A 15,058-nucleotide genomic window follows, 5' to 3' on the forward strand; every position below is an offset into this window, starting at 1 on the left:
CTCGTATATTTGAGACTCCTCCTGTTTTTGCATCGTTTTAAAAAATGCCACAAAAAGCATTATTTTATTGATTTGTTTCCAAATCATTTTCTTCATCTGTTTTTTCTGGCTCAGGTAATTTTGTTACTTCAATGTAAAGGATATGGTGGCCGTCCAATTCCTTGATTTTGAACTCGTAGCCTTCATAATCGAAGCTATCGCCCTCAACCGCATCGAAACGCTGTGTTAGGAACCAACCGCCAATCGTATCGACATCTTCATCGCTAATTTCGATACCTAACATATCGTTTACTTCTTCCACCAACATTTTCGCGTCTAAAATATAATGATCAGCACTGATTTCCTGTACTTCCGGAATTTCATCTTCATCAAACTCGTCTTGTATATCACCGACAATTTCCTCGATAATATCTTCGATTGTCACAAGACCTGAAGTTCCGCCGTATTCATCCATCAAGATGGCCATATGAATTCGTTCTCTTTGTATTTTAAGCAATAAGTCACTGATTGGAACCGTTTCAAACACGCGAATGATTGGCTGCATATAATCAAGCACGGGCTTGTTGCCGTTTGCAGGATCTTTAATATATGCCGTTAGTAAATGTTTAAGGTTCACTAAACCAATGACGTGGTCTTTATCTCCATCAATAACCGGGTATCTTGTATATTGTTCAACACCCATTACTTCGAATACTTCTTTTACAGTTAAATCGTTTTCAATACCTACTATTTCAGTTCGAGGAACCATAATTTCCTTCGCTGTCCGATCGGAGAATTCAAAAATACTATTTACATACTCGTATTCAGAATGATTGATTTCTCCACCTTTATAACTATCGGTTAAAATCAAGCGAAGTTCTTCTTCAGAGTGCGCCACTTCCGATTCCGAAACCATGCGGTATCCAAACAGTCCGGATAAACCGCGGGCAGAACCATTTAAAACTTTAATGAAAGGATACATAATTTTATAAAACACAATTAATGGTCCTGATAAACTTAAAGTTATTGCTTCTGATTTCTGAATGGCAGCCGTTTTTGGTGTTAATTCTCCTACTACAACATGTAAATATGTGACTAGCATAAAAGAAATAAGAAAAGAAAGGAATGTAGTTATCTTTTCTGGAAGACTAAATAAATCGAATAATGGGTGCAGCAACATTTCAAAAGTCGGCTCACCCAACCATCCCAAACCAAGTGCTGTGATGGTAATCCCCAACTGGCAGGCTGATAAATACTCATCCAGATTCGAAATAACTCTCTTTGCTTTCATTGCTTTTTTGTTGCCTTCCGCAACCAACTGGTCAATACGTGTTGTTCTTACCTTTACGATTGCAAACTCAGTTGCAACGAAAAAGGCTGTAGCAGCAATTAATAAGAAAAACGCTGCCAACTTAATGGTTAGCTCTACTATGTCTACGTCCAAATACATTCTTTGTTCCTAGCCCAAATGAGGGGTGCGAACAAAGAGTACACCTCCTATTATAAAAATAATTCAATATGCTAATGATAAAATATTTGAAGCAAAATTACAAATAGTCAATACAATTTAATCCCCCAAATATTTACCCCATGTTAAGGATTGTAAAGATTCTTTGTATACATTGACTTACAAATAATAGGGTGCTAACCTTTAACGTAATTATAAATATAAGAAAAAAAGATGGGATTACGACAACAAAACCTTGCCGCCAGCAAAAAATGGACTAATCCCACCTTTGGTGAACTTTTCTTAAATTTATAGCTCAACGCGCATAAGTTTCTAAAGAGGCACAGATCTTGATGTCTGTGTCTCTTTTGTATTGGCTGATTTAATCAGTCATAGACATGGAACAACATGTATTCATGAATCACTTTTTCAACGTTCAACAATTCTTCGTCTGTTGGTTTTGCCCCAATCCATTGAATTTCCCCATCTTTTTTATACTCCGCTTTATATGGCTGTTGTTTGTAATAAAAAGATACTATCCACCCCGGCAAAACACGATTTTCAAATATCGGTTTAAACTGAAAATGCTGAATCATTGGAAATCCCCCCTTGAAACTTTTTGCTTATTTTTATCGTACTAAATGTTATGAAGCATGGCTATGATTATCTTTCATCTTTGTGCTTTGGTATAATTGGGAAATAGTTAGAATGAAATGAGAGGGTCGACATGGACAATGCACTTATTACAATCATCTTTATGGCAATAGTCGGTGCAGCAATCGGAGGATTTACCAATTATTTGGCAATCAAAATGTTATTTAGGCCATATAATGAAATTACTATCAAGAAATGGCGCTTGCCGTTTACACCAGGCTTAATTCCGAAACGGCGTCAAGAGTTGTCCCGGCAAATCGGAATCACGGTAAAAAATTACTTACTCACACCGGATGTATTTCGAAAAAAACTATTTAATAATGAAATTCAAACAAGCGTACTAGAATTTACTCAAAAGAAAGTGGAAGAAACAATTTTCACGAATGAGTTGACAATTCATGATTGGCTAAAATTAGGCGGCTTCGAACAGTTGCCTGCCAACATTGAACATAAGATTGATGCTATGGTTGAAACGCAATTTGAATTAATGAAAAACACCTTGTCATCCAAATCATTGGAAGATCTTCTTCCAGCGGATATACATCAATCCATTGATCGGAAAATTCCTGAAATGGCTGCATATATCCTGGAAAAGGGAGAAGATTATTTCCTTTCGGCTCAAGGAGAAATCACCCTCAAAAACATGCTTGATGACTTTTTGAGCTCAAAAGGTTCATTTGGCGGAATGCTTCAAATGTTAATGGGTGATTCAACATCCATCGTGTCGAAAATTCAAAGAGAGCTGGTTCATTTCTTAAAGTCACCAGGAACGAAAAATCTTTTGGTTAACATTTTCTCTCAAGAGTGGGATAAAATAAAGCAGCAGACGGTCATGAATTTTTTAGCGGATGTTGACTTTGATTCAATCTTGAAGAATATTCAGCAATATACCAAAAAAGAGCTGGATATTTATGAGCGGCTTAACAAGCCATTTGGCTATTACTGGCCACAAGGCAGAGACTATGTAAAACATGATTTGCTGCCTAAAATAGTGGATAAAGGCTTCCAACAAGCAGAAATCAAGCTGGAAGAAGTCTTGAATCGATTAAATTTGGAAGAAGTTGTTCGAGAGCAGGTAGACTCTTTCCCATTGGAGAAATTGGAGGAACTTGTGATCGGAATAGCTTCGAAAGAATTAAAAATGATCACGGTTCTTGGAGCAGTGCTTGGTGGAGCAATCGGGGTTATTCAAGGATTGATTGTCTATCTATTCAATTAAAAACGAGAGTGGGAATTTATTTGTATAACATTTACAATGATATTAATAAGTTGGAAGCGGCATTGCGCCAAACGGAAGAATTCAAAATTTTGAAAGAAACGGTCGAAGCGGTGCGCGGGGATGAAGAAGCCAAAAAATTATTTACCAACTTCCGTGATATTCAAATGAAATTGCAGCAAAAACAAATGAACGGCGAAGAATTGCTGGAAGATGAATTGTTATATGCCCAAAAAGCAGCTCAGCTTGCACAATCAAGCCCGAAAATTTTGGCAATGCTCGAAGCTGAAATGGCATTAAGCAAAGTGATCGAAGAAGTGAATCGTATTTTGGTTAAACCAATTCAGTCTTTATACGATGGTTTGTAAGAAACGGCCACAGAACCAGGAACATCCTAATGTTGTTAAACTGACAATTAGGGTGTTTTTTTCATTAAAATTTAAAATTGCCGTTTTGTATTCTGTGCAGCACACATGCTATAATTAACGTTTGTAATTCCTATTATAATTCGCTTTGGCGCAATATCTCCTTGGATTCTTGAAATTGAAAGGGAAGAGAGAGTTAATCATGAAAAAGATTGCAGTAAATAAACAGTTCAAAGAAGATTGGAATCGTGTGTTGAATCATATTGCCAATTTATTTTACGAAGATTCCAAAATTGTCGTTACCGCTGACGATGCAGATCTATCTTTTTACTTTGACTATACAATAAATGCCGATTATTCAATCCATACAGAAAGTCGCCTGGAAGTAGATGGACAAATCTTTACAAGCCATTATTCCATCCAATATGAAACGGAAGGAACAGAAAGAGAGCAGGCGATACGCATAAAACGTGCGCTGTCCCATGTAATGCTGGACGTCCTTGAACAATATACGGGAATGACGCAGCAATGGGGTATTTTAACTGGCGTACGCCCAACAAAGCTTTATCATAATTATCGCAAGCAAGGGTTGAATGACGAAGAGATTTTCGAAGTGCTGAAAACGGATTTCCGAATTTCGGACTCGAAAATTTCTTTAATGCGTGAAATCGTAAAAAGACAGCTTCAAACCATACCGGATCTGGATGACATCGGCAAAGAGATTTCCATTTATATCGGCGTTCCATTTTGTCCAACCAAGTGTGCTTATTGTACATTCCCGGCTTATGCCATTCAAAGCAACCGCAAAGCAGGTCGCGTTGAATCGTTTATCGATGGATTGCATATCGAAATCCGCGAAATGGGCAAATGGTTAAAAGAAAATAATATGAACATTACTTCCGTATATTGGGGCGGAGGTACGCCTACTTCGATTGAAGCGGATGAAATGGATGCTTTATATAAAACGATGTTTGAATCTTTCCCGAACCCGGAAAATATCCGTGAGATTACGGTGGAAGCGGGACGGCCTGATACCATTACGCCGGAGAAAATCGAAGTGTTGAAAAAGTGGGGCATTGACCGTATTTCTGTTAATCCGCAAAGTTACACGGACGAAACGCTTAAAGCAATAGGACGCCATCACACTGTACAGGAAACAATTGATAAATTTTGGTTATCAAGAAATTCCGGAATGAATAATATAAATATGGACTTAATTATTGGACTGCCAAATGAGGGAATTGAAGAATTCCAGCATTCATTGGATGAAAGCGAGAAAATGCAGCCGGAATCTTTAACTGTACATACACTATCGTTCAAACGGGCTTCCGAGATGACGCACAATAAAGAAAAATATAAAGTAGCCGATCGTGAAACGGTGACGAAAATGATGGAGATGGCAAGCGAATGGACAGCCAAAAATGGTTATGTTCCATATTACCTATATCGTCAAAAAAACATTTTGGGCAATTTGGAAAATGTAGGTTATTCCAAGCCGGGAGAAGAGAGTATTTATAATATTCTTATAATGGAAGAAGTTCAAACCATTTTAGGAATTGGCTGCGGGGCATCAACCAAGTTTGTCAATCCTGAAACAGGTAAAATCACGCAATTCCACAACCCGAAAGACCCAGCTGCCTACATTATGACTTTTGAAGACGCAATTGAGAAAAAAATTGAAATGCTGAATGATTTGTATCTAAGCGATTCTAAAACAGCTGTTCAAGAATAAGGCTAAAAGGCAAAAATATTGAATAAACAATATTTTTGCCTTTATTATATTACTGGCGCATTTGATTGGAACTATCTATTAAAAATATCCTGAAAATAACTGAAAATTCATTTTCCTCTCGTTTTTTAAGTAACAAATATTGTAAGTGTGATAAATTTCATGTATAACTGAATAATAAAGGTGTGAGAAAAGTTACAGGAACAGTTGGGGAGTGATGAGTTGCAAGAACTAAAAGAATTGAACATTACCATGAATGCTCTTTTTAATAAAGAAAGGTATGAGGAGTTTTTAAACTTATTTGAACCTACTGTGAATCTTGCCTTGCAAAAACGAAATTATAACATACTCATAGACTTGTATTTAACTCGCAGTAAAATATATTACTATCAAGGAGATCTTCAATCCTGCATCGGGGATTTGAAAAAAATAGCCGAGTGGATCTCTGAATTTGGGCAAGATCATCAAAAGATTAGTTATTTTAACATCTATGCAACGGTATACGGTGAACTCGATATTCGAGATAAATATTTGGAATTTTTAATAAAAGCAAAAGACTTGGCCACTGAATTGGACGACCATGATTCATTATGCAAAATTTATAATAACCTCGGGGATTATTATTTGGATGAAAACCACCCGCAAAAAGCAGTTTCCTATCTTCTAAAAGGTTTTGAGCTATACCAGCACCATTACAAATATCAAGAAGAAGAGCTTCATTCCATTATGCTCCCTCTGCGATTAAATTTATCCAAGGCTTATACAGTGCTGGGAGAATTTCAGAAAGCAGAAGAGCTTTTTGATTCTCTATTTTCCACTATAGAAGGAGTAAAAATGATGAAAACACCCATATATGTTTTTCAATATAAGGGGTTGTGGTATAAAGCGCAAAAACGATATGCAGAAGCGTGCGACATGCTGGAAATAGCAAAGGGGTATGCTGCCAAAAACAATGATTTAATTTTGCTGGAAGAAGTTAATAGAACTTTAGTGGAAATTATGTCGGAACAAAATGATAAAGACCGTCTAATTGAAGTGCAAAAAGACTATATTGATATTTTGCTAAAAATCAAAGAAATCAACTTGAATCAAAATTTAATGCAAATTGAAATGACCCATAACCGAAAACAGTATGAATCCATCTCAACGAAAGATCCTTTGACGAATAGCTACAATCGGCGATATTTTGAAAAAAACCTTAAAAACTGGTTAATCGAAGCGAAGAAAACTTCACAGCTAATTGGCTTGATTGTTTTCGATGTGGATTATTTTAAACAAGTAAACGATCGTTACGGGCATCTTGTTGGAGACGATGTATTAAAATTGATCGCCCAAAAGGCGGATGAATATTTATCGTTATACCCAAGTATTTTCGCTCGTTTTGGGGGAGATGAATTTGTTGCCGTTGTAAAAGTTTCTGAAAGAGAAGAATTGGTTGAAATTGTGGATTGTTTATATGAATTGATTTCCTCAACAACGTTGGAGATTCATAGTGAAAACATCCGGATTCATATTAGTCTTGGTGTAAGTTCAAACGAACATGGATTGATTACCGATCATAAAAAGTTATTCAAGTTGGCGGACGATGCTTTGTATGAAGCAAAACGGAATGGCCGTAATCGATATACGGTAAAACTATAACTTTGTTTAGCCAGAGTTGTATAATAAAAGCGCTTTCTTTTGCTTAGACCAAGCTTCCAAGGGTAAAGTGTCTATATAGCTTACACCTAGAAGAAAGAAGGCAGATGTGAAAATGCGCAAAATCATGATTATGATGCTTTTGTTGCTTCTTGTTGGCTGCACAGCTCCAGAAGATTCATCTTCCCGGGAGCCCAACGATGAAGAAACTAGCAATCTAACAGAATCAAATGAAACAGAAAAAGAAAGAGCTGAAGTAGAGGAAACGATGGGAACTGGGGGACCATCTCCTTCAGGTGAATTATTGAGAGTGCACTTTATTGATGTTGGACAAGGAGATTCGATTTTGATTGAGTCGCCAAACAAACATTATATGTTGATAGATGGTGGGACGAAAAGCGCCGGGAAAGAAGTAGTGGAATATTTGCGCGACCAGGAAATTCGCAAATTGGATTATGTTGTTGCCACCCACCCGGATGCCGATCATATTGGCGGGCTAATTCCTGTTTTAAATTCCATCTCCATTAAAAAATTTATCGACTCCGGAAAGGTTCATACCTCCGAAACATATGAAGAGATGTTAACACTCATCCAATCAAAAAACATCCCTTTTGAAGTAGCACATAGAAATGACAATTTTTTGCTCGATGATAATATAAAGATTTCTGTACTCCATGCAGATGAAGAGGCAATCGATAATAATGAAGCTTCCATTGTTTTGAAAGTGGTTTATGATGAGGTATCGTTTTTATTAACTGCAGATGCCGGCGTCGAGGTTGAAAAAAAGATGATGGAGTCAATGGATGTTAGGGCAACCATTTTAAAGGCGGGTCATCATGGATCCAATACGAGCAGCTCGTTGCCATTTGTTCAAGCTGTGAAACCGGAAGCAACCATCTTGAGCTACGGACAAGATAACACTTATGGACACCCCCACTATGAAGTGATTCAAAACTTGCAGCATGTAGGCAGCAAGATGTATGGAACGGCAGAGTCAGGTACCATTGTAGTCGCGACAGATGGCAAGCAATATGAAGTCTTGGCGAATGAATGGACAGGCATAGGAGGGAGAAGTTCCATTGCTCCGCCGGAAAGAAAAGCCTCAAAGGTCAAATCCAAGCGGGAAAGCAGTATCATAATTGAAAGTGTCGAGTTGGAAGACGAGGTCGTTGCGATTACAAATAATGGGGAACAGGCCATCTCAATGAATGGCTGGCAGCTTCTTTCCGTAGAAGGAAATCAGCTGTTTAATTTCCCGGATATTTCGATAGCGGCCGGTGACACGCTTTATATTACAAGCGGGCCCCATGCAAAAGAAGGAAAAGACTATATAAAATGGACAGGGCGTCAAGTTTGGTTAAATGATGGAGATACGGCGCAGCTGATTAATCCGAAGGGGGAAGTTGTAAATGAACACTAAGGAATATACTTTGGATCGTTTCGAAGGAGATTATGCCATTTTTCTAAAACGCCCCGAAGAAACGGAACAATTAGCCATTCATCGCAGAGAGATGAATGGAAAAGTGCAGGAAGGCGATATTGTAGATATTCAAGATAACGGAATGGGCTATCACATTACCGTTCTGAAGGATACGACGGCAAAAAAGAAAGAACATGTGAAAAATCTATTAAATGAGCTGAAATCCAAAAATAATTGAAAAACTCAAGCTCCTTACAAACCAATTGTAAGGGGCTTTTATTTTCCTTTAATCTCTTATCCTAAGTATTCTGAAAATATGATAAGATAGAGGATAAGTTAATCAAATTATGGTAAATGGGAGAATTGAACATGGCAATTGATACGATTATTTTTGACCTTGATGATACCCTGCTTTGGGATAAACAAAGTATTCAAACAGCATTTGATAAGACTTGCGAGTATGCTGCCACTAAATATGAAATCAATCCAGTCAAGCTGGAGGAAGCGGTACGAAATGAAGCCCGAAAGTTATATGAAGGCTATGAAACTTACGACTATACTGTATTGATTGGCATTAATCCTTTTGAAGGGCTTTGGGGAACTTTTGATGACCCAACGGAATCCTTCCAGAAGATGAAGAGCATTGTTCCTAACTATCGTAAGGATGCGTGGACTGCCGGGTTAAAAACATTGGGAATTGAGGATGCGGCATTAGGCGAAGAATTAGGGGAGCGGTTTGTGGAAGAGCGCAAAAAATCGCCATATGTCTACGATGATACATATGCAGTGCTGGACGCGTTAAAGGGGAACTACAAGCTGATTTTATTAACGAACGGTGCGCCGAGTCTGCAAAGGTTAAAATTAGAAATCACACCGGAAATTCCGGCATATTTTAATCATGTGATTATTTCCGGAGACTTCGGCAAAGGAAAGCCGGATGCCTCTTTATTCCGATATATGATGGATCAAGCAGGTTTCACGGCTGAACAAGGCATTATGGTGGGGGACAACTTGAATACAGACATTAAAGGCTCTGCCGCTGTGGGGATGAAAAATGTGTGGATTAACCGCGAAGGAAAAAAGAATGATTCAGAAATCACCCCAACATACGAAGTAACTTCATTGACGGAGTTTTTAGATTTAGTGAAGAATTTATAAGAAGAATAAAATGTTTAGTGAGGAGGCAAAGGGTTTAGCTTTTTGCCTATTTTTTTATTGTAAATTCAACTAGGAGTTTGTGCAGTTAGGAGTTATGGGATAAGAGAGGGGGATTTTGGGAGGAAGTTGTCCCATAATTTGTAGCATTGGATAAAAGGGAGGCGCGAAGAGAGCTAGTGGCCCCACCACTAAGTTTAAATATAAAATTAAACCCCAATTAAAAAGGATACCGACTCCATTCAGTCGATATCCCCTGGTTAAACTTTTAATTTAGTAGCGATTGCCTCAGCTTTTCTTGATGTCTAGCTGCGAACGCCAGCTCCTCGACAACTTCGGCGCTGCCAATAAGGGCAAAGAGCGCCCTTTTTGACCGCCGGTTGTTGAGGCTCACAGGATGTGAGTCATGTCGGCGATGCAACCCGAAGTTGCGTTTTCGACGACGCGGAGCTAAACTGGCGTCCTCCGCATTTTTTATTAAAGCGTGATCGCTTTTACTTCATCAATATTTTCAAGTTGGGCAACATAGCTTAAGTCTTCTTGTGTTACCACGTTGTCAATTGTCAGCATCATTACCGCTGTTCCGCCAACTTGGTCGCGGCCTACTTGCATCGTTGCGATATTGATTTCTTTTTCGGCAAGTTTAGTTGCCACGCGGCCGATTGCACCTGGTTTGTCGGTGTTTTTAATGTACAGCAGGTGTCCTTGAGGCACTACGTCTACCACATAGTTTTCCACTTTTACAATGCGTGCGCCCAAGCCATTGAGTAAAGTACCTGCGATTGTGTGCACTTCATTTTCTGTTTTCACTTCAACCGTGATTAAGTTCGTGAACCCTTTGGCAGTTGTTGTTTTATGTTCATTAATTTTAATGCCGATGCGTTCAGATAAATAACGAGCGTTCACATCATTGACATGGTCGCCGTGATTTTTTTGCAGCAGTCCTTTTAGCGTATTAGATGTTAATGGGCGGACATCGTAGTTTGCGACTTCACCGGCATAAGAAACGTTAATTTCCTTGATTGGCTCAGTTGTAACTTGAGATAGGAATGAACCTAATTTCTCTGCCAATCCAAAGAACGGTTCGACTTGAGCAAGTAGTTCTTTTGGAATAGATGGCATGTTCACCGGATTTGTAACAGTACCTGTTTTAAAGAATTTGATAATATCGTTAGAAACGTCAACCGCCACAGATTCTTGCGCTTCAATTGTAGATGCACCCAGGTGAGGAGTAGCAATTACTTGCGGCAAAGTTAATAATTTATGATTTGTTGCCGGTTCTTCAACGAATACGTCAAGTGCCGCTCCCGCCACTTTTCCTTCTACAATCGCATCATATAGGTCGTCTTCATCGATGATTCCGCCGCGTGCACAGTTAATGATTCGCACGCCTTCTTTCATAATGGCGAATTTTTCTTTATTAATTAAGTTGCGTGTTTCCGGCAATAATGGCGTATGTACTGAGATAAAGTCGGCTGCTTTCACAACTTCGTCGACTGTACCTTTTGTCACGCCCAGTTCCTGTGCACGCTCTTCTGTTAAGAATGGGTCATAAGCAATGACATTCATGCGTTGGCCTTTCGCGCGGTAAGCAACTTCCGTTCCGATGCGACCGAATCCAACAACACCCAAAGTTTTGTTTTTAAGTTCAACGCCTACATAAGATTTTCGATCCCATACGCCGTTTTTCAATGCGTTATAAGCTTGGGGAATATGGCGTGCAAGTGATGTCATCATCGCAATTGTATGTTCTGCCGCAGAGTTTGTGTTTCCATCCGGCGCATTGACAACAATAATACCGTGTTCCGTAGCAGCAGCTAAATCGATATTGTCGACACCAACACCCGCACGGCCAATCAATTTTAAATTTTTGGCAGCTGCGATAATTTCGCGTGTTACTTTTGTTTGGCTTCGAACCAACAGCACATGAACGTCCTCAATTTTAGCAATAAGTTGTTCTGGTGTGAGTCCAGTGTTAATCACCACATTCAGGTTTAAATCTGTTTCTTGTCGAAGCGGGAAAATCCCGTCTTCGCTCAGTGGATCGGCGATAAATACATTGATTACGTTTGTTTGAATTTTTGTTACCATGTTCATTACTCTCCTTTGATTTTTTAATATTTCGAAAATTGAGCAGAGACGTGTTGCAAAAATCTTTAACTAAAACTAAATATAAAAAGCCTTTCACTCCCTGCATATAATGCAAGGGGCGAAAGGCTAAATTAACATCCTACGCGGTACCACCCTAATTCGTTGTGGAAAAATTCCAACAACCTCCAAGTAAATGCGTAACGTGCAACATCCGGATAAGCATACTATAAATTTCCGCCTATCTATTCAGGAGTGGAACTGCAATCATTGAAAACGCTGATTTTCACCAACCATCAGCTCTCTAAAGATTTCTAGCGATCGAGCATGTCTCCATCAAAATATTTTTGCGTTGATTTAATTGTTAACATCATAATCCTTCTTCATTTGATTGTCAACAAAATTTCTGAAAAAATAAAAAACATTCCATGAAAACGCTTAATTTCAGCGTTAAAAAGCGAACGATTTATACGTTGAGCATAATAATCATTCGGGATAGAAAAATTGTTTCTCCAATGAAGCAGCCAGTAGCTGCCTGGACTTTCAAAAAAATTGTTCGATAAAAAGGGTTTATTTAAGAAAAGTTGAATACATACCATATATACGGTGGGGGTGAAAAAGATGGCATACGAAACGATAAAAATAGAAATTGCCGATCGAAGAGCTACTTTATCATTTAACAGACCGACTGTAGCCAATTCGATGAACTTATTGATGATGCAGGAATTAGCAGATTGTCTGGAGTTTTTAAAGGATAATCCAGAAGTACAAATACTGGTCATTAAAGGGGAAGGAAACATCTTTTCGGCAGGCGGAGACATTAAAATGATGATTACTTCAGGAGATCCAAAAACGTTTGAAATCATCATGAGTTATATTACCCGCATTTCATTGGCTCTTTATCAATTGCCGATGGTTACCATCGCGCAAATAAAAGGAGCTGCAGCTGGTATTGGCTTTAGCCTTGCGCTTGGCTGTGACGTCATTGTGGTGGAAGAAAATAGTAAACTGGCGATGAATTTTATCGGTATCGGGTTAATCCCGGACGGTGGGGGTCATTTCTTCTTATCGGAACGAGTGGGCATACCAAAGGCAAAACAGATCATTTGGAATGGCAACATCATGAACCCGGAAGAAGCTTATCAACAGGGGCTAATTGATTATAAAGTGGAAGAAGGAGAACTGGATAGCTTTGTGGATCAGTTGGTTGGCAAATTTTTATCTTCACCGATCTTGGCGATGCTTGAATCAAAAAAAATCCTTCATGCTCAAAAGCTGCCTGAATTGACAGCTATATTGAAAAATGAAGCAGAAGGGCAAATCAAGATGCGAAAAACTGAAGATCATCTGGAAGGAATAAAAGCATTTATCGAAAAGAGAACCCAGCAATTCAAAGGGAAATAAGAAGCATAAAATGTGCATTTAGCTTTAGGTGATAGAACAGTGTCTACTTATACTTAGAAAAAGGCGTCCCCAATTTCGGGACGCCTTTGTTGCTTGCTCTTATACATGAAATAAAACTAGTTTCCCTCTGGAGTTTACCAAGCGATGTGTTTGATCGGCTACTCCTTTTTCGTCAATTTGTTTTTGGCCTTCTCTCTTCGCAATCTCTTCACTCTCGAAAGCCCATACTTCATCAAATAAAATTTCCCCTGTTTTTTCAAATGCAGTAAAACGATAATTTTCCATTCTATCCACCCCTTTGTAGAAGATATACAACATTATACATAAAAAAACGCCTTATTTCATTGTAAAAGGGGAAATGAGGAAGTGAAATCTTTCACGCAAATGTTGGTCGTAACCGCTATGGATGCATGGTACAATAGGAGTATCGTAAAAAACAAGTAAATAAAAAAGGAGTGTTTTCTTTATGAAAGGAATCACGCAACTCCAAGCGGGTGAACCAGTTAGCCAATTTTTATTAATCAAGCAAGCTACTAAAGGAGTTACAACAGTAGGCAAACCTTTCATGACACTCATCTTGCAAGATAAGAGTGGGGATATTGAAGCCAAGCTATGGGATACAAATGACGATCATGAAAAAATGTATCGGCCTGAAGTAATCGTACATATTGGCGGGGAAATTCATGATTATCGGGGAAAAAACCAACTGCGCATTAAGCAAATTCGCATTGCCAAACCTGAAGAAGGCGTTGGAATCAATGATCTTTTACCTTCCTCCACAACACCGAAAGAAGAGCTGTTTGAAGAGTTAACGCAATTTTTCTTTGAAATAAAAAATCCAAACATCTCACGCATCACTAGATACATCATTAAAAAGCATCAAAATGAGTTGATTGTTTTTCCGGCGGCATCTAAAAACCACCATGATTATGCTTCAGGGCTGCTGGATCACGTTGTTTCCATGCTGCGTCTTGGAAAGTCGATTTGTGACCTCTATCCGTCATTGAATCGAGATTTAATTTATGCAGGCGTTATTTTGCATGACGTTGGAAAAGTAAAAGAACTAACGGGACCAATCGCAACGGCCTATACAGTTGAAGGAAACTTGCTCGGACATATTTCCATCATGGTCGATGAAATAGGGCAGGCGGCTAAAGAACTGGGGATTGATGGAGAAGAAGTGGTGATATTAAAACATATCGTCCTTTCCCACCATGGCAAGGAAGAGTGGGGAAGCCCGAAAAAACCGATGATTCAGGAAGCTGAAATCCTTCACTATATCGATAACATCGACGCCAAAATGAACATGCTGACAAGAGCATTGGACAAAACAAAACCTGGAGAATTTACGGAAAGGCTGTTCCCGTTGGATAACCGCTCTTTCTATAAACCGAACTTTTAATCTTATTCAGTGAATTTGTGACGAAAGCTTGCGGCAGTTGATATGTTTTTGTCTGTACCGAAAGCGTAGCGACAGGTAACGACTGAGCCCAGCCGTATTCGATGTATTAAACTTAAAGCAGGGTGCCCATATTTTATATTGGGTGCCTTGTGTTTATTTACCGGCAAGTAAAAGAATTGACCTATAAATCATTAAAAGGAATTGAAGGAGGAACCAAAAATGAATTTACCAAATTGCCCAATGTGCCAGTCAACCTATACCTATGAGGATGGCAATCTTTTTGTTTGTCCGGAATGTGGACATGAATGGACAGGAGAAGAGGAAATTGTTGAGGAGTCGCCTGTTGTCAAAGATGCCAATGGGAATGTGTTATCGGATGGAGACTCAGTCTCAGTAATTAAGGATTTAAAAGTAAAAGGGAGTTCGTCCACATTGAAAGTCGGGACGAAAGTTAAGAATATCCGTCTAGTAGAGGGTGACCATAATATCGATTGTAAAATTGATGGGTTCGGGGCGATGAAGTTAAAGTCGGAATTCGTAAAGAAAATATAATAAGTGATG

The 15,058-nt window shown here is 38.8% G+C and carries 14 protein-coding genes and 1 other annotated feature; of the genes, 10 read left to right on the forward strand and 4 right to left on the reverse strand.

Features of this window, described 5'->3' with window-relative positions; translation table 11 throughout:
* Positions 1–64: 64 nt before the first annotated feature.
* Together D1B33_RS09320 and D1B33_RS09325 are read right to left on the reverse strand one after the other, a co-directional pair.
* Positions 65–1,429 (reverse strand): hemolysin family protein, encoded by a 1,365-nt coding sequence (locus D1B33_RS09320; RefSeq protein ID WP_199677389.1) that lies wholly within the window; start codon positions 1,427–1,429, stop codon positions 65–67.
* A 383-nt stretch (positions 1,430–1,812) separates the two neighbouring features.
* The gene (locus tag D1B33_RS09325; protein ID WP_118876120.1) at positions 1,813–2,022 is read right to left on the reverse strand and encodes a DUF5342 family protein; all 210 of its coding nucleotides are present in this window, start codon (positions 2,020–2,022) and stop codon (positions 1,813–1,815) included.
* A 131-nt stretch (positions 2,023–2,153) separates the two neighbouring features.
* Here D1B33_RS09325 and D1B33_RS09330 point away from each other — a divergent pair, with 131 nt between their 5' ends.
* The 7 genes from D1B33_RS09330 to D1B33_RS09360 all read left to right on the forward strand — a co-directional run bounded on the left by D1B33_RS09330 (position 2,154) and on the right by D1B33_RS09360 (position 9,606).
* Positions 2,154–3,299, forward strand: a complete 1,146-nt coding sequence (locus tag D1B33_RS09330) for a DUF445 domain-containing protein (protein WP_118876121.1) — start codon at positions 2,154–2,156, stop codon at positions 3,297–3,299.
* A gap of 20 nt (positions 3,300–3,319) precedes the next feature.
* Complete coding sequence (locus D1B33_RS09335) at positions 3,320–3,664, forward strand: YlbF/YmcA family competence regulator (protein WP_118876122.1); 345 nt, start codon at positions 3,320–3,322, stop codon at positions 3,662–3,664.
* Positions 3,665–3,863: 199 nt separating this feature from the next.
* Positions 3,864–5,393, forward strand: coding sequence for a coproporphyrinogen III oxidase (locus D1B33_RS09340; protein ID WP_118876123.1), 1,530 nt, complete (start codon positions 3,864–3,866; stop codon positions 5,391–5,393).
* Positions 5,394–5,612: 219 nt separating this feature from the next.
* Positions 5,613–7,031: a tetratricopeptide repeat-containing diguanylate cyclase gene (locus D1B33_RS09345; RefSeq protein WP_118876124.1), complete on the forward strand. Its 1,419-nt coding sequence runs from the start codon at positions 5,613–5,615 to the stop codon at positions 7,029–7,031.
* Positions 7,032–7,143: 112 nt separating this feature from the next.
* On the forward strand, positions 7,144–8,448 hold the full coding sequence (locus D1B33_RS09350) for an MBL fold metallo-hydrolase (protein ID WP_233549455.1): 1,305 nt from the start codon (positions 7,144–7,146) through the stop codon (positions 8,446–8,448).
* A complete protein-coding gene (locus D1B33_RS09355; protein ID WP_118876125.1) occupies positions 8,438–8,686 on the forward strand; it encodes a DUF3006 domain-containing protein in 249 nt (82 codons plus the stop codon). Before D1B33_RS09350 ends, D1B33_RS09355 begins: the two co-directional genes overlap by 11 nt.
* A 131-nt stretch (positions 8,687–8,817) precedes the next feature.
* Positions 8,818–9,606: an HAD family hydrolase gene (locus D1B33_RS09360; RefSeq protein WP_118876126.1), complete on the forward strand. Its 789-nt coding sequence runs from the start codon at positions 8,818–8,820 to the stop codon at positions 9,604–9,606.
* A 474-nt stretch (positions 9,607–10,080) separates the two neighbouring features.
* Here D1B33_RS09360 and serA read toward each other — a convergent pair whose 3' ends face one another.
* Positions 10,081–11,694 (reverse strand): phosphoglycerate dehydrogenase, encoded by a 1,614-nt coding sequence (gene serA, locus D1B33_RS09365; protein ID WP_118876127.1) that lies wholly within the window; start codon positions 11,692–11,694, stop codon positions 10,081–10,083.
* A gap of 111 nt (positions 11,695–11,805) precedes the next feature.
* Positions 11,806–12,040, reverse strand: a binding site (T-box leader).
* 272 nt (positions 12,041–12,312) lie between these two features.
* Here serA and D1B33_RS09370 point away from each other — a divergent pair.
* A complete protein-coding gene (locus tag D1B33_RS09370; RefSeq protein ID WP_118876128.1) occupies positions 12,313–13,095 on the forward strand; it encodes an enoyl-CoA hydratase in 783 nt (260 codons plus the stop codon).
* 99 nt (positions 13,096–13,194) lie between these two features.
* Here D1B33_RS09370 and D1B33_RS09375 read toward each other — a convergent pair whose 3' ends face one another.
* Positions 13,195–13,380 (reverse strand): YhzD family protein, encoded by a 186-nt coding sequence (locus tag D1B33_RS09375; protein WP_118876129.1) that lies wholly within the window; start codon positions 13,378–13,380, stop codon positions 13,195–13,197.
* 181 nt (positions 13,381–13,561) lie between these two features.
* Between D1B33_RS09375 and yhaM the strand changes: the two genes are divergently transcribed.
* Complete coding sequence (gene yhaM / locus D1B33_RS09380; RefSeq protein WP_118876130.1) at positions 13,562–14,497, forward strand: 3'-5' exoribonuclease YhaM; 936 nt, start codon at positions 13,562–13,564, stop codon at positions 14,495–14,497.
* 219 nt (positions 14,498–14,716) lie between these two features.
* Complete coding sequence (locus D1B33_RS09385) at positions 14,717–15,049, forward strand: zinc ribbon domain-containing protein YjdM (RefSeq protein WP_118876131.1); 333 nt, start codon at positions 14,717–14,719, stop codon at positions 15,047–15,049.
* Positions 15,050–15,058 lie beyond the last annotated feature (9 nt).

The sequence above is a fragment of the Ureibacillus yapensis genome (assembly GCF_003515775.1).
Classification (GTDB): Bacteria; Bacillota; Bacilli; order Bacillales_A; family Planococcaceae; genus Ureibacillus; species Ureibacillus yapensis.

Bases quoted from the DNA above. Each gene is read 5' to 3' on its own strand.
- D1B33_RS09360 (WP_118876126.1), top strand. From the start codon at position 8,818: ATGGCAATTGATACGATTATTTTTGACCTTGATGATACCCTGCTTTGG.
- D1B33_RS09370 (WP_118876128.1), top strand. From the start codon at position 12,313: ATGGCATACGAAACGATAAAAATAGAAATTGCCGATCGAAGAGCTACT.
- D1B33_RS09385 (WP_118876131.1), top strand. From the start codon at position 14,717: ATGAATTTACCAAATTGCCCAATGTGCCAGTCAACCTATACCTATGAG.
- yhaM (WP_118876130.1), top strand. From the start codon at position 13,562: ATGAAAGGAATCACGCAACTCCAAGCGGGTGAACCAGTTAGCCAATTT.
- D1B33_RS09350 (WP_233549455.1), top strand. From the start codon at position 7,144: ATGCGCAAAATCATGATTATGATGCTTTTGTTGCTTCTTGTTGGCTGC.
- serA (WP_118876127.1), bottom strand. From the start codon at position 11,694: ATGGTAACAAAAATTCAAACAAACGTAATCAATGTATTTATCGCCGAT.
- D1B33_RS09330 (WP_118876121.1), top strand. From the start codon at position 2,154: ATGGACAATGCACTTATTACAATCATCTTTATGGCAATAGTCGGTGCA.
- D1B33_RS09375 (WP_118876129.1), bottom strand. From the start codon at position 13,380: ATGGAAAATTATCGTTTTACTGCATTTGAAAAAACAGGGGAAATTTTA.
- D1B33_RS09355 (WP_118876125.1), top strand. From the start codon at position 8,438: ATGAACACTAAGGAATATACTTTGGATCGTTTCGAAGGAGATTATGCC.
- D1B33_RS09340 (WP_118876123.1), top strand. From the start codon at position 3,864: ATGAAAAAGATTGCAGTAAATAAACAGTTCAAAGAAGATTGGAATCGT.
- D1B33_RS09325 (WP_118876120.1), bottom strand. From the start codon at position 2,022: ATGATTCAGCATTTTCAGTTTAAACCGATATTTGAAAATCGTGTTTTG.
- D1B33_RS09320 (WP_199677389.1), bottom strand. From the start codon at position 1,429: ATGTATTTGGACGTAGACATAGTAGAGCTAACCATTAAGTTGGCAGCG.